Here is a 14,797-nt window from a genome sequence, read left to right as displayed (position 1 = left end):
ATTCTTTCCAAAAACAATAAACCAAATACCACCAAAGTCTATTATGAAAATTAAAGCTATTATTGTTGATGATGAATCGCGTGGACGCAGTTTGCTGAAAAACATATGCAGTAGATATTTTCCAGACAAAATCGAAATAGTTGATGAATGCAATTCTGTTGCTACAGCTTTAATTTCAATAAAAAAAAATGCACCAAATCTTGTTTTTTTAGATATTCAAATGCCAGATAAAAATGGTTTTGAACTGCTTACTCACTTTGAAATTATTCCGTTTGAAATTATTTTCACAACAGCTCATAAAGAATATGCTATTGAAGCAATTCGCAAAAGTGCTTTAGATTACTTAGTAAAACCAATTGATGTGCAAGACTTTAAAACAGCTATTGGAAGGTTTGAGTCTGTTCTAGAAAATAAGACCAATTTAAACAGATATGAGCTACTGACTGAGAATTTAAGCCATCAAACTTCTGGAAAACAAAGAATTGCCTTTCCAACAAAAACCGGTTTTGAAGTAATTCATGTAAATAAAATAATTTTTTGTAAATCTGATGGCTCTTACACCATAATTTACACCAAAGAATCGCAGCATCACACTTCAAAATCATTTAAAGAAATATGTGAATTATTACAATCTGAAATCAAATTTCTAAAAGTGCACAGAAGTTATTTGATTAACGCAGAATATGTGAAAAATTTCAAATCTGATGATTATGTTTTAGAAATGACTTCTGGACATGAGATTCCTGTATCAGACAAATCATTTAATAAAAAAGAGCTTATTGATGCTATCACTAAATAAGATTTTCTTTCAGTTCTTTTTTCTTTTTATTTCATCATTTGCTTTTGGTCAATATTTTCCATCAAAAAATTTTACTACTTCAGACGGTCTGCCCAATAATGCGGTTCGTTCATTATTTTTAGATTCTAAAAGTATTTTGTGGATAGGCACCGAAAACGGAATTTCAAGAATGGAAAACGGAACTTTTACCACGATTGATGAAAGCAATGGTTTAGGTCATAACAGTTGTTGGGATATTAATGAAGATGCAGACGGAAATATGTGGTTTGCCAGTTATGGCGGCGGCGTGAGTAAATTTGATGGCAAAAAATTTACTGTTTTCACAATTAAAGACGGACTTCTTGCTAATAAAACAAGAAAAGTTTTCCCTTTTAAAAACAAAGTTTATGTAGGTACAGAACAGGGCGTTTCTATAATTGACATCAAAACAAACAAACTTGTAACTCCAAAAGTTCCGGAACACAAAGAAGATTTTATTTCTTTAGCCTTTGTTGAGTATGATGGTGTAGTATATTTTACTTCAACTTTTGAAGGTTTGTTTAAAATTGATGAATCAACTTCGAATCCGCGCGTAGTACCTATTATTTTACATAAAAACTCTTATTCATTATGTCTTTTTGGCTCTACACTTTATAGCGGAAACGAAGGTCATATTAACAAATTTGATTTTAATAAAATTTCAAAAGGAGACAAATCATCTGTAAATTTTGGAAAATCGTTTGTCTGGCAATTTGCAAAAGACAAGAGAGATACCATATTTGCAGCCGCCTGGGGCGTTTATACTCCCGATGGTGGGCTTTATACTATTGCAAAAGATAAAATGACGGATGTTTCATCTGCATACGGAATTGATTCTAAAGTATTATTAAATGTTGTGTACGATCAATTTAACGATATCCTGTATGTTGGTTCTAACAACAATGGAATTTATCAGGTGAGGTTGGATAAAATCATTAACTATAATTCCTTTGATGGTTCATCCATTATAGATTTTGAAAATTTTAATAATCATAAATTAATATTAGAAACCAGAGGGGTAAAAATTCTAAACTCTAAACAGCAAGTTATAAAATCTATTTCACTTGAACATTTTAAGAAAACTGAAATGAATTTTTACAAAAAAGGAAAAGATATTCTTCGCAAACAATCAGCTGAATCCAGGGATTTTGAATTAAATTTTAATATTCCCACAAATCAAATTGAGTTTTACGAAATCGTAAAAAACCAAAATTCTTTATGGATCAATAGTAATATAGGAATTTTTGAAATCGATAAAAATTATGTAATAACTAGTTACTTACCTAAGCATAGTTTAAAAATTGGTTTTACTTATAATAATAAATTAATTGAAACGATCACTTATGCCGGAGTTCGCATTTATGAGGATTTAAAAACTTTAAAAAACAACCATTATTCAAAGTTTGAAAAAAATACGCCGCAATACATCGTAAAAATTTTAACCAATAATAACAAGACATATCTCTTATCTGTTTTTAATGGTGTTTATGTATATGAAAAGAATCAGTTTAAATCGTATCTGGCAGATGGAATCTGGAAAGAAAAAAAGTTTAAACACATTACAAAAAACAATAAAGGGCAACTTATTTTAGCCGCTGAATTTGGTGATGTTTTTGTTATTGACGATTCAAAATTTTTTAAAATCCTAAAAACAATTTCAAAAAAACAGATTATTGGGAATACTATTTTATTCCTGGAATCTTATAAGAATTACATTTTGATAGGTACAGAAAAGGGTATCAATATTTACAAAGACGGTATTATTAGACTAATTGATAAAGAACAAGGTTTAAAAGATTGCCGAATTACAACTTCTCAAATTTTTAATAGCACATTATGGCTGGGAACCCAAAAAGGTTTTTATACAATAGATTTAAATCGTTTGATTGCGGCTCAGTTAACTGTTTCTGAAATTGGAATAAGTTCTATTGCAATAAATAATACTCCGTTAAAGCCTTCAGAATATAAATGGTTCAGATACCATTCTAAACAATTAATTTCAGACTACAAGCACAATTCTTTATCAATTGATTTTGTTCCAAAAGGACATTCATTTCCCAACAAATTAAAATTCAGATATCGTTTAAATGAGAATAATCGCTGGAGTCCTTATAGCGAAAAAACCAATTTATTTTTACCTTACCTGCCCTTCGGAAACTACAATCTAGAGCTTGAAGTTTTTGATATGAATGCCGGAAAATCAAGGTTTTTCAGTATTCTGCAAATTAAAATTCTGCCTCCATTTTGGTTAAGCTGGTGGTTTATTACAATAACTATTATTTGTTTATCAGGGCTAATGATTTATATTTTTATTCGAATAAAAAGAAAATCTAATGAAAAAACCATCATCCAGCGCCGTATTGCCGAGACCAAACTTGAAGCATTATTGAGTCAAATGAATCCACATTTTACTTTTAATGCTATGAATGCTATCCAGGATTTTATAATAAGTAACGACATTGACAACTCCCTCCTCTACATTAGCGAATTTTCAAAATTAATTCGAAAAACATTAGAAAACTCATCTAAACAAAAAATAACGATTGATGAAGAAATAGAATATCTTGAAGGTTACATTATGATCGAAAACATGCGTTTTGATAATCGAATAGATTTCGAAATTCAAATTTCACCAAAAGTAGATACTTGTTTTACCAAAATTCCAACAATGCTTTTACAGCCTTTTGTTGAGAATGTTTTTGTTCATGCTTTTAATGAATCAAGTGTTGCTCCCCAATTGATCATTTCGTTTAAAATGATTTCAGAAACTATTTTAGAATGTAAAATCACCGATAACGGATTAGGAATTAAGGCCTCAAAAAAAAATAAACTACATCAGTCAAAAGGAATTCAGCTTACAAAAGAGCGACTTTCACTTTTGCAGGAATTAAAAGATCCTATCGAAATTACTTTTACCGAAAATAATGGTACAATAGTCACTATTTTACTTTTGGTTTAATTTTTTCGCACTCATAATGTAGAAGCACTTGTTAACGATTACAAGTGCTTTTTTCTTTTTATAGTATAGAAAGATGCTTTCGTGTTAAATAAGATGACTTTCAAAAGGTAAAAAAATTAGAGAATTTGTGATGATTTATTTTTGAAGACTAACAAAACTAAATTTTTACTATGCCTCATTTTTATTTCGATTAGCGTAGTAAAAGAGTTCAAGTAGATCTGGCTTGACATCAAGCTTTATTAAATCGTCTCTCAAAAACCTCTAAAAACTAAATTAAAAGAACTCAATTACACAGCGCTACATTTCAATAATTTATTACTGACATAAAATGACAGTTTCAAAGGGTAGTTTTACTTAAATTATTGATCAATATATTTCGAAATAAATTATAAATTAAATAAAAAACAACAATGGAGACAGTATTTGGAACTCAAGAAATCACAACAATTATCGAGAATTTAAAAAAGGAATATGATGCTATGAAAAACGCAACTGTAAATATTGCCATTTCTGGACAAAGTGGTGCAGGAAAATCATCATTAATTAATGCAATTGTTGGTAGAAAAGTTGCAGACGTCGGAATAACAGAAACAACTTTACACATAAAAAAATATACTAGTAATGGAATTCATTTTTCGGATTTACCAGGATGTGGAACTGAAAAATTCCCAGTTAAATCATATTTAGAAATTTGTAATTTGGAGAGTTTTGATGCAGTAGTTGTTGTAACTGCAAATCGATTTTATGAGAATGACATTTGGTTAATAAAAGAAATGATTAGAATTGGAAGACCAGTTTATGTGGTTCGTACAAAAATGGATGAATCTATCAGAAACGGAAAGCATGATGATAATTTGACAGAATATGAAGTTTTTGAAAAAGTAAAAAATGACATTATAAGCAATATTGGGAATATTGAAATTAAAGGTATTTATTTAACTTCTTCGAGAGAACCCTTAAAAATGGATTTGTCAAAATTATTAATAGACATTGAGCAAAATTTGACAGGAATCAAAAAACAACGTTTTATGGCTGATGTTGCTCCTCTGAATGAACAAATTTTAAAAGAAAAAAGTATTCTAGCAAGAAAAGCAGTTTCTTATGGTGCATATTCGGCTGCTGCTAATGGAATCAATCCAATTCCTGGTTTAGACATAAGTTTAGATATTGCGATTTTATTGACAATGTCAAAAGAGATTCAAAAGATTTATGGTTTAGACGAAAAAAGTATTACTGAATTATCAAGAAGAATGGGAAATAATGCAAATTTCACAATCATTAAAACAAAAGCCGCACAATATGCAGCTAAATTTGTTGCTAGAGAAGGAATAATGATGTTATTGAAGAGATTAGCAGTGAATATAGGTTCTAAAGAAGTATTAAAATATATTCCTTTTGTTGGACAAATTGCAGCGGCTGGAATTGGATACAAAATGACAGATAGTTTTGGTTCTGATTTAATTGAAGATTCGGAAGCATTAGTACGTGAAATTTTAATCAAAAGTCAAGCTGAAATAACACGTTAAATTTAAAAGGTTCAACTAAAGCATTACAAGTTGAACCTTTTTTATGATTTTAGTAATTCTCAAAGCCTCTCCTTAATTCCTCCTTGATCTCATCCGCTAGCCATTTTGGTTCTAAAACTTTTACCAAACTGCCATATTTCAAAATTTGCTGACTGAACTCGAAATTAGGATGGATGTTTAATGAAATATCAAATGATTTATCATTGTCAAGATTAATTTCTTTTTGGGAACTATGCAAAGGCAATGATTCAACATATAGTTTTTGCGAAATATGGAAAGAAAGCTTTATAGTTTGTAATTCATGATCCATACTATTCAGGCCGACAACATTAGAAAATTTTTCTTTAGCTTCATTTATTTTCGATTTGAATTTTTCAATCCCTGTTTCAACACTTTTTATTCTGTCTAAACCAAATGTACGATAGCCCTTTTGAGTTTCACCTACCACGTACCAACGATTTTGATATTGTTTTAAATAATAAGGTTTTAAAGTGTATTCCTGCTCTTTTATTTCTTTATAATAATAAAAACTACTGTGTACAAAAGTAATAGGCAAATTTTGTTGTATTGCGTCTAAAACAGATTTAAAATTAGGAATTACCTCTATTGCAGATTTATTTTCAAACTCAATAAACGATAACGAATTATTATTTCCATTTAGATTATGGGAAATCTGTTCACCAGTAGCCAAAATTTCCATATGACTTAAAAACGATTCGATATTAATCGATTTTTCTTCATCTAAATAAAACCCTTGATTAGCTCTCGAATATTTAATTACAATACCATAATCATCTCTTAAAGTAGCTTTTATTCTATGAAAAGTACGTTCACTTATTTTATTTTCTCTAGTAGGACTAATATAATTAATTAAATTTTCCATACTCTCAAAAGGAAACTTCTTAAGAATTTCTACTAATTGTTTGGTTTGATAAACTTGAGGGTTGTTGAAATTCGGCTTTTCTTTAATTTTCATACTACGAAAATAGTAAAACAAACTGACAATTACTGTCAGTTTGTTTTATTATCATTTTATTTTACACTGACAACAATTGACAGTTTCAGATTATAATTTCGTAATCAATTTAAAATAAAGTATCATGAAAAATCTTTTCAAAAAACAAAACACAGAAATGGACTTTAGTAGTTTGAGTACCATTCTGACTTCAGGTGCAGCCGCAGGAATGGCAATTGCAAATCATTTGGGTAAAAACCCGCAAACAGGAGGTATGATTGGTGTTGGCCTTTCGCTATTAGTAACGGGTTTGATGACTGCTTTAGATGATGAAAAGTCATCCTCTAATTTCAAAAGCTAAAATACAAACTATTATTAAGTAAATCATTTTTAATCAGACGAAAGTCATAAACTTACAAAATTATGTTATTTCAATTATTATTAAATTTTATCGTTTTTATTATAAAATGCATTGTTTGGGTATTATTAGTTTTAGCAGCAATTCCATTTGGAATTTATATGTTACTAAATGAATGGTTTCCTATTTTCTCATCTGATGGCGGTTTTTGGTACTGGTCAGTCTTTTCGATTTTATCAATAATAGGCTTTATAGTTCTATGGAAACCAATAGTATGGATAGTTGGAATTTTACAGACTCTAGGACTAGGAATGGAATAAAATGAAAATCTAAAAATTAAAAAACGCTAGTTCACACTAGCGTTTTTTGTTACTAATTGTAACATAAAGTTTTGTACTCTAGTATTAAAAGAACAAATCAAAGTGGTAACTTTGCGTTTTGCTCAAAATTATGTTAGAAAAAGACAATACTATTGAAGTTCTTGGCGCAAGAGTTCATAATCTAAAAAATATCGATATTTCAATTCCGCGTGAAAAACTGGTTGTAATTACCGGTTTATCAGGATCGGGAAAATCATCTTTGGCATTTGATACGATTTATGCTGAAGGACAACGTCGTTATGTGGAGACTTTTTCGGCTTATGCCAGACAGTTTCTTGGAGGCTTAGAACGCCCTGATGTTGATAAGATTGACGGACTATCTCCAGTAATCGCAATTGAACAAAAAACAACCAGTAAAAGTCCGCGTTCGACTGTTGGAACTATTACTGAAATATACGATTTCCTAAGACTTTTATACGCTCGTGGTGCTGACGCTTACAGTTACAACACAGGCGAGAAAATGGTTTCTTATTCTGATGAACAAATTAAAGATTTGATTATTCAGGACTTTAATGGGAAACGTATCAATATTTTAGCTCCGATTATTAGAGCCAGAAAAGGACATTATGCCGAATTATTCCAACAAATTACCAAACAGGGATTCCTTAAGGTTCGTGTAAATGGTGAAGTTCAGGATTTGGTTTCAGGAATGAAACTGGATCGTTATAAAACACACGATATCGAAATTGTAGTCGACAGAATGTTGATTGAAGATACGGAGGACAATCAAAAACGTTTGTCTGAAAGTATTAATACTGCCATGCATCATGGCGAGAATGTCTTGATGATTTTAGATCAGGATAGCAATGAAGTACGTTATTTCAGCAGGAATTTAATGTGTCCTTCAACAGGAATTTCGTATCAGAATCCGGAACCGAATTTGTTTTCATTTAACTCTCCAAAAGGTGCTTGTCCGCATTGTAATGGTTTGGGAACGGTCCACGAAATCAATATCAAAAAGATTATTCCGAATCCGAAATTATCCATTAAAGCAGGTGGTTTTGCTCCACTTGGCGAATATAAATCTTCCTGGATTTTCAAGCAATTGGAAGTTATTGGAGAAAAATTCAGTTTCAAGATAACAGACCCAATTGAGAAAATTCCAGAGGAAGCCATGATCATGATTTTGCATGGAGGTAAGGATAAATTCGTTGTTAATTCTAAAGATTTAGGAGTTACCCGCGATTATAAAATAGATTTTGAAGGAATCTCGCATTTCATCAAAAATCAGTTTGACGAAACTTCTTCAACCACTATAAAACGTTGGGCAAAAGATTTCATGGATGAAGTAAATTGTCCCGTTTGTGATGGTTCACGTTTGAAAAAAGAAGCGCAATTTTTTAGAGTTAATGGAAAAAATATCACAGAATTGTGTGATATGGATATCTCTGACTTAACAGCCTGGTTTCAGGATTTAAATAGTCATTTAACAGACAAACAACTTTTGATCGCTTCTGAAGTAGTTAAAGAAATCAAAGATCGATTGAACTTCCTTATGAATGTTGGTTTGAATTATTTGGCTTTAAGCCGAAGTTCAAAATCACTTTCTGGTGGTGAGGCACAGCGTATACGTTTAGCAACCCAAATCGGTTCACAATTGGTTGGTGTTTTATATATTTTGGATGAGCCAAGCATTGGTTTGCACCAAAGAGACAATGAAAAGCTAATTCATTCTTTGGAACAATTACGCGATATTGGTAATTCTGTTATCGTGGTGGAACACGACAAAGACATGATCGAACGTGCCGATTATGTAATTGATATTGGTCCGAAAGCGGGAAAGTACGGAGGCGAAATTATCAGTATTGGAACTCCGGCCGAAACTTTAAAATCGAATACGATTACTGCTCAATATTTGAATGGTACGATGAAACTAGAGATACCAAAAGAACGTCGTAAAGGAAATGGCAAGTTCCTAAAACTGACTGGAGCAACTGGAAACAACCTGAAAAACGTTTCTATTGAATTGCCTCTAGGCCAATTGATTTGCGTGACGGGAGTCTCAGGAAGTGGAAAATCGACTTTAATAAATGAAACACTCTACCCCATTTTAAACGCCTATTATTTTAATGGTGTAAAAAAACCACAACCTTATAAAAAAATAGAAGGTTTAGAACATATTGATAAAGTAATTGATATCGACCAAAGTCCGATTGGAAGAACACCACGTTCAAATCCCGCGACTTATACTGAAGTTTTTACTGAAATCAGAAACCTGTTTACGATGACTTCTGAGAGTATGATTCGTGGTTATAAAGCCGGACGTTTTAGTTTTAATGTAAAAGGCGGACGTTGCGAAACCTGTGAAGGTTCTGGAGTTAGAACTATCGAAATGAACTTTTTACCAGACGTTTATGTAGAATGCGAAACGTGTCAGGGAAAACGTTTTAACAGAGAAACGCTGGAAATTCGATACAAAGGAAAATCAATTTCGGATGTTTTGAATATGACGGTTGATGAAGCAGTTCCGTTTTTCGAGAATATCCCGAAAATTTATAGAAAAGTAAAAACAATTCAGGATGTTGGTTTAGGATATATTACGCTTGGTCAACAAAGCACAACACTCTCTGGCGGCGAGGCACAACGTATTAAACTGGCTGGAGAATTATCTAAAAAAGACACCGGAAATACCTTTTATATACTAGATGAACCAACCACAGGTTTGCACTTTGAAGATATTCGTGTTTTAATGGATGTGATCAATAAATTGGTAGACAAAGGAAATACCATTCTGGTCATCGAGCACAATATGGATGTAATAAAGCTTGCTGATTATATTATTGATATTGGTCCTGAAGGCGGAAAAGGCGGCGGACAATTGATCGCCAAAGGAACTCCTGAAGAAGTAGCGAAAAATAAAAAAAGCTATACGGCTAAGTTTTTAAAGAAAGAATTGGAATAATTAAAGCTTTTTTGCTAACCAATAAGCACAATCTTTGTCATTCCGAGGAACGAAGAATCTCTACAAGTAGCTCGATAAAGATTGGTGACTTTGCTTTAAGGAGTTTCTTACGGGGATTCCTCGTTCCTCGGAATGACAAAAATGTGAATACTTTTCTCAGTGGATAAACCATCTGACTTGTAATATTTACATATTATTTTAATAACTATAATAGTTCCATCGGAACGAAATATTTATAGCAACGTCCCTAGGCTTCGGGTTTAATCCGTTGATAATTTGCATCTCCGTACTTAAGTTCCATAGGAACGACATATTTATTTGAATTCATTAATCCTTTGATAATGAATAACAATACAAAATCAACCCAATGTTAATTGTTACATTTAAATTAATAAATGGACAATCTTGTGACAATTCTCAAAAAAAGACTTAATTTAGCTAGCCGTTTTTGAAAAAATTTTTGTTTTCGGTGAAGACTAAATATAGAATATATGAATCTTAAAGACAAGTTCAGCAACGTAAACCAATATTTTTCACCCAAAATAATTGATGAAGTAAACGATCAATATATTAAAGTGGCTAAAATAAAAGGTCAGGAAATACCGTGGCATAATCACGAAAACGAAGACGAACTATTTTATATTGTCGAAGGTGAACTATTAATGGAAATTGAAAACGAGCCATCATTCACTATGAAGAAAGGCGAATTATTCGTCGTAAAAAAAGGAGTAAATCACTGGGTTTCATCTGTTGACGAATGTTTAATTATGCTTATAGAATCTAAAACAACAGAGCATACCGGAAAAGTAAAAAGCCCTATTACGAAATCAATTGAAGAACAAAGCTATTAGTAAAGGATTCTTCTTTTGAAAACGAGTGCCCTAGCCCTGATGGGAACGGCATCCTTTTGTGCCGGGGTTCGGCACAAAAGATACAGTGGACAGCAGGAATCAGCTCCTTCTCCTTCGACTCCACTCAGGATGGCAATAATTAAAACGACACAGCTAGAAATAAAAATATAAATAATTAAAATACCTAAAATGAGATTAGAAGATTTTGATAATGATGAGGATAAAGTAATTCAGGATCGTTTGAAACAAAAAACGTGGAATGAAATTAGAACTAATGACAGCTGGGCGATTTTTAAAATCATGTCCGAGTTTGTAAACGGTTACGAAAGCATGGGGCGTATTGGTCCGTGTGTATCGATTTTTGGATCAGCGCGAACAAAACCAGACGACAAATACTATTTATTAGCCGAAAAAATTGCTTATAAAATTAGTAAAGCCGGTTACGGTGTGATTACGGGCGGTGGTCCCGGAATTATGGAAGCCGGAAATAAAGGCGCACACTTAGGTGGCGGAACTTCGGTTGGTCTGAATATTGAATTGCCTTTTGAGCAGCATTTTAACCCTTATATCGATCATGATAAAAACCTGAATTTTGACTATTTCTTTGTTAGAAAAGTAATGTTTGTAAAATACTCTCAGGGATTTGTAGTAATGCCAGGAGGTTTTGGAACTTTGGACGAAATGTTTGAAGCAATTACTTTAATTCAAACTAAGAAAATTGGAAAATTTCCAATTATTCTAGTTGGTGTGGAATTCTGGTCAGGCTTGATCGAATGGGTGAAAACGGTTTTAGTTGAAAAAATGCATACGGTAAGTCCTGAAGATTTAAACTTGTTTAAAATAGTAGACACTGAAGATGAAGTAGTTGACGTTCTGGATAAGTTCTACAAGAAATACGATTTGAGTCCAAATTTCTAAGGTTTGAATTCTATATTATCATAAAAATTAAGAGCTGTTTTTTAAACAGCTTTTTTTATGCTATTTTTACAAAAAACCAAAACGACCTTACACTCGTAACTTAAGTATACGTCTAATTATCCTGAGTCATCATTGAAATCACTTTATAAAATCATATTCTTCATTTTAGTTTTATTCAGTTCAATAAAACAATATGCACAACATCAGTCTAAGATGGATGTGGCGGTTAATCTTGAACTTAAAACACTGAATGTAAGACAGGACATTACGTTTTACAACACCTCAAATGATTCTCTGGATTCAATTGTATTGAATGACTGGAATAATGCTTTTTCAGATAAAAACACTCCTTTGGCCAAACGTTTTTCAGATGAATTTTACAGAGGTTTTCATGTCGCCAAACCAGAGGAAAGAGGAAATACGACTATTTTGAGTTTGACCGATTCTGATAATTTGGCTTTGGAATGGCAAAGAACCGTTAAAAACCCTGATTTTATTGTTGTGAAGCTGAATCGAAAATTAAGTCCAGGCGAAAAAATCGACCTACATCTTACTTATATTTCTAAAATTCCCAGTGCCAAATTCACACATTATGGTTTTGATCAAAATGGAGAAATGAACCTAAAAAATTGGTTTATAAGTCCTGCCCGTTTTGAAAATCATCATTTTGTAAAAAACAACAATTTTAATCTTGATGATATTGCAAATGCCAGCACAGATTACGAAGTTGAAATAAAGATTCCACATAATTATTCTATTACCACCGATTTGAACTCGGTTTCAAAAGATAATTCGAATTCAGCTTATACCGCTTATTCCTTTTCAGGCAATAACAGAACCGATTTTAATTTATTTATCGAAAAACAAAACAGCTTCAGAAGTTATAGTAACGGAGAAATCGAAGTACTTTCAGATTTAAAAACCAAAAGGGTCAGTGAAATACAAAGAGCATTAATTATTGATAGAGTAGCTAGTTTTGCTAATAACTTTATTGGAAAGTACCCTCATCAAAAAATCACGGTTTCTCAGGCAGATTATGACAGAAATCCGTTTTATGGACTAAATCAATTACCATCGTTTATTAGTCCGTTTACAGATGAATTTATCTTTGAGATTACTTTTTTAAAAACCTACCTCAACAATTATCTCAAGAACAGTTTGCGCCTTGATCCAAGAAGGGATAATTGGGTTTATGACGGAATTCAGATTTACACCATGATGAAATACATGGAAGAACATCATTTGGATCAGAAAATGCTGGGTAGACTTTCAGACATGAAACTCTTTAAAAGTTATAACATTACCAATATAACTTTCAACGAGCAGTACAGCTATTATTATATGCTGATGGCAAGAAAAAACCTGGATCAGCCTCTTGGTGACCCTAAAAATACGCTGATAAAATTCAACGAGCAAATTGCCAGTAAATATCGTGCAGGTTTAAGTTTGAGTTATTTAGACGATTATCTGAATCATAATATTGTGCCTGAAAGTGTTCAGGAATTTTATAATCTGAATAAAAAAGAGCAGACAAACCGCTTTGACTTTGAAGCTATATTAACTAAAAATAGTCCGAAAAAAATCAATTGGTTTTTTGAAACTATTATTGATTCTCGCCAAATTATCGATTATAAATTCTCCAATGTTTCGCGAACCAAAGACAGTGTACAATTTCAAATCAAAAATAAGACGGGAATTTATGCTCCAATTCCGATTTATGGAATCAAGAAAAATGAAGTCGTTTTTAAAACCTGGATTGAACCCACAAAAAAAGATTCGGTTTATAACTTTGATCGAAAAAATGCAGATAAAATTGTCATTAATTACGACAATGAGGTTCCGGAATACAATCAAAGAAACAACTGGAAATCATTAAAAAGTGTAGTTATTGTCAATCGTCCGATCAAATTTAATTTTGCTAAAGATCTGGAAGATCCTTATTACAATCAGATTTTATATATTCCGACACTTAACTATAATTTATATGATGGTTTGACGCCTGGAATTCGTTTTCATAATAAAACCATTTTAGACAAACCTTTTACATTTGATATCAATCCGGCATATTCTATAAATGCAGGAACAATTTCTGGTTCATCGGCATTTTCATGGAGTCAATATTATCGAAACAGTACACTCTATAATGTACGTTATTCGATTAGTCAGAACTATTTTCACTACGCGCCGGATGCAACTTATTTGAGATTGAATCCAATGGTGCAATTCCGTATTCGGGAGAAAAATTTCAGAGACAACAGAAAACAACTTTTCTTAATGCGCGAGGTTATTGTAAATCGAGAGGCAAGCGAATATATTACTGACAATTCACCACCAAATTATTCTATTTTCAATGTTCGTTATTCTAATACCAAAACTGAATTAATCAATCATTTTAATTTTATGACTGATGTGCAGTTTTCTGGAGATTTTGGAAAAATAGCGGGTGAAATTGAATACAGAAGACTGTTTGAGAACAATCATAAATTGAATTTAAGAATGTATGCCGGAACTTTTCTCTATAATAAAACAGATTCGGATTATTTCAGTTTTGGTCTAGATCGTCCTACAGATTATATGTTTGATTATAATTTTTATGGAAGATCTGAAAGCAGCGGTTTTTTTAGTCAGCAGTTTGTCATGGCTGAAGGTGGTTTTAAGTCCAAAATCGAACCCTCATTCGCTAATCAATGGATGACAACATTAAATGCAAGTTACTCTGTTTGGAACTGGGTTGAAATGTATGGTGATATTGGTTTTATGAAAAGTAAACATCAAAGCGCCGATTTTGTTTACGATACCGGAGTTCGTTTAAATCTGGTTCCGGACTATTTTGAACTCTATTTTCCGGTTTACTCAAATAATGGATGGGAAATCAGTCAAACAAAATATAACGAAAAAATAAGATTTGTTATAACATTATCGCCTAAAACATTAGTCAATCTTTTTACCCGAAAATGGTTTTAATTGAATAAATTTTAATCAAAAATATGCATTATTATTACTAAATTATGTTTTTTATTTAAAATAACATAAATAAAGTACGTAGTTTTTTGATTTTAAATACAAATAATTAAATTATATTTATTTTAAAGAATTATGATTATTGATTGTTTTTAAGTAATTTCGCAGTC

10 protein-coding genes are annotated in these 14,797 nt (G+C 31.7%); 9 read left to right on the top strand and 1 reads right to left on the bottom strand.

Annotated features, from left to right (window positions below; all coding sequences use genetic code 11):
- The first annotated feature begins 43 nt into the window (after nucleotides 1-43).
- From BUA98_RS21960 to BUA98_RS21950, 3 genes are all read left to right on the top strand, one after another.
- Nucleotides 44-799: a LytR/AlgR family response regulator transcription factor gene (locus BUA98_RS21960; protein WP_072976130.1), complete on the top strand. Its 756-nt coding sequence runs from the start codon at nucleotides 44-46 to the stop codon at nucleotides 797-799.
- Nucleotides 783-3,776, top strand: a complete 2,994-nt coding sequence (locus BUA98_RS21955; protein WP_072976128.1) for a sensor histidine kinase — start codon at nucleotides 783-785, stop codon at nucleotides 3,774-3,776. Before BUA98_RS21960 ends, BUA98_RS21955 begins: the two co-directional genes overlap by 17 nt.
- Before the next feature lie 410 nt (nucleotides 3,777-4,186).
- Nucleotides 4,187-5,302: a GTPase gene (locus BUA98_RS21950; RefSeq protein ID WP_072976126.1), complete on the top strand. Its 1,116-nt coding sequence runs from the start codon at nucleotides 4,187-4,189 to the stop codon at nucleotides 5,300-5,302.
- A gap of 49 nt (nucleotides 5,303-5,351) precedes the next feature.
- On the opposite strand, the gene BUA98_RS21945 is transcribed toward BUA98_RS21950, so the two are convergent.
- The gene (locus tag BUA98_RS21945) at nucleotides 5,352-6,278 is read right to left on the bottom strand and encodes a helix-turn-helix transcriptional regulator (RefSeq protein WP_072976124.1); all 927 of its coding nucleotides are present in this window, start codon (nucleotides 6,276-6,278) and stop codon (nucleotides 5,352-5,354) included.
- A 124-nt stretch (nucleotides 6,279-6,402) separates the two neighbouring features.
- Here BUA98_RS21945 and BUA98_RS21940 point away from each other — a divergent pair, with 124 nt between their 5' ends.
- The 6 genes from BUA98_RS21940 (at nucleotide 6,403) to BUA98_RS21915 (ending at nucleotide 14,630) form a co-directional block, all read left to right on the top strand.
- On the top strand, nucleotides 6,403-6,618 hold the full coding sequence (locus BUA98_RS21940; RefSeq protein ID WP_072976122.1) for a hypothetical protein: 216 nt from the start codon (nucleotides 6,403-6,405) through the stop codon (nucleotides 6,616-6,618).
- A gap of 62 nt (nucleotides 6,619-6,680) precedes the next feature.
- Entirely contained in the window at nucleotides 6,681-6,935 is a 255-nt protein-coding gene (locus BUA98_RS21935; protein WP_072976120.1) for a hypothetical protein, read from the top strand.
- Nucleotides 6,936-7,065: 130 nt separating this feature from the next.
- A complete protein-coding gene (gene uvrA, locus BUA98_RS21930; protein WP_072976119.1) occupies nucleotides 7,066-9,897 on the top strand; it encodes an excinuclease ABC subunit UvrA in 2,832 nt (943 codons plus the stop codon).
- A gap of 491 nt (nucleotides 9,898-10,388) precedes the next feature.
- Nucleotides 10,389-10,748 (top strand): cupin domain-containing protein, encoded by a 360-nt coding sequence (locus tag BUA98_RS21925; RefSeq protein WP_072976117.1) that lies wholly within the window; start codon nucleotides 10,389-10,391, stop codon nucleotides 10,746-10,748.
- Nucleotides 10,749-10,937: 189 nt separating this feature from the next.
- Complete coding sequence (locus BUA98_RS21920; protein ID WP_072976115.1) at nucleotides 10,938-11,666, top strand: LOG family protein; 729 nt, start codon at nucleotides 10,938-10,940, stop codon at nucleotides 11,664-11,666.
- A gap of 213 nt (nucleotides 11,667-11,879) precedes the next feature.
- The gene (locus BUA98_RS21915) at nucleotides 11,880-14,630 is read left to right on the top strand and encodes a gluzincin family metallopeptidase (protein ID WP_072976113.1); all 2,751 of its coding nucleotides are present in this window, start codon (nucleotides 11,880-11,882) and stop codon (nucleotides 14,628-14,630) included.
- Nucleotides 14,631-14,797: the final 167 nt, after the last annotated feature.

Origin of the sequence: Flavobacterium saccharophilum (genome assembly GCF_900142735.1) — a bacterium.
GTDB lineage: Bacteria > Bacteroidota > Bacteroidia > Flavobacteriales > Flavobacteriaceae > Flavobacterium > Flavobacterium saccharophilum.
The sequence above is the reverse complement of the archived record's forward strand: the minus strand, read 5'-3'. Positions and strand labels throughout refer to the sequence as shown.

Excerpts from the sequence above, each read along its gene's own strand:
- BUA98_RS21960 (WP_072976130.1), top strand. The coding sequence starts at position 44 with ATGAAAATTAAAGCTATTATTGTTGATGATGAATCGCGTGGACGCAGT.
- BUA98_RS21955 (WP_072976128.1), top strand. The coding sequence starts at position 783 with ATGCTATCACTAAATAAGATTTTCTTTCAGTTCTTTTTTCTTTTTATT.
- BUA98_RS21950 (WP_072976126.1), top strand. The coding sequence starts at position 4,187 with ATGGAGACAGTATTTGGAACTCAAGAAATCACAACAATTATCGAGAAT.
- BUA98_RS21945 (WP_072976124.1), bottom strand. The coding sequence starts at position 6,278 with ATGAAAATTAAAGAAAAGCCGAATTTCAACAACCCTCAAGTTTATCAA.
- BUA98_RS21940 (WP_072976122.1), top strand. The coding sequence starts at position 6,403 with ATGAAAAATCTTTTCAAAAAACAAAACACAGAAATGGACTTTAGTAGT.
- BUA98_RS21935 (WP_072976120.1), top strand. The coding sequence starts at position 6,681 with ATGTTATTTCAATTATTATTAAATTTTATCGTTTTTATTATAAAATGC.
- uvrA (WP_072976119.1), top strand. The coding sequence starts at position 7,066 with ATGTTAGAAAAAGACAATACTATTGAAGTTCTTGGCGCAAGAGTTCAT.
- BUA98_RS21925 (WP_072976117.1), top strand. The coding sequence starts at position 10,389 with ATGAATCTTAAAGACAAGTTCAGCAACGTAAACCAATATTTTTCACCC.
- BUA98_RS21920 (WP_072976115.1), top strand. The coding sequence starts at position 10,938 with ATGAGATTAGAAGATTTTGATAATGATGAGGATAAAGTAATTCAGGAT.
- BUA98_RS21915 (WP_072976113.1), top strand. The coding sequence starts at position 11,880 with ATGGATGTGGCGGTTAATCTTGAACTTAAAACACTGAATGTAAGACAG.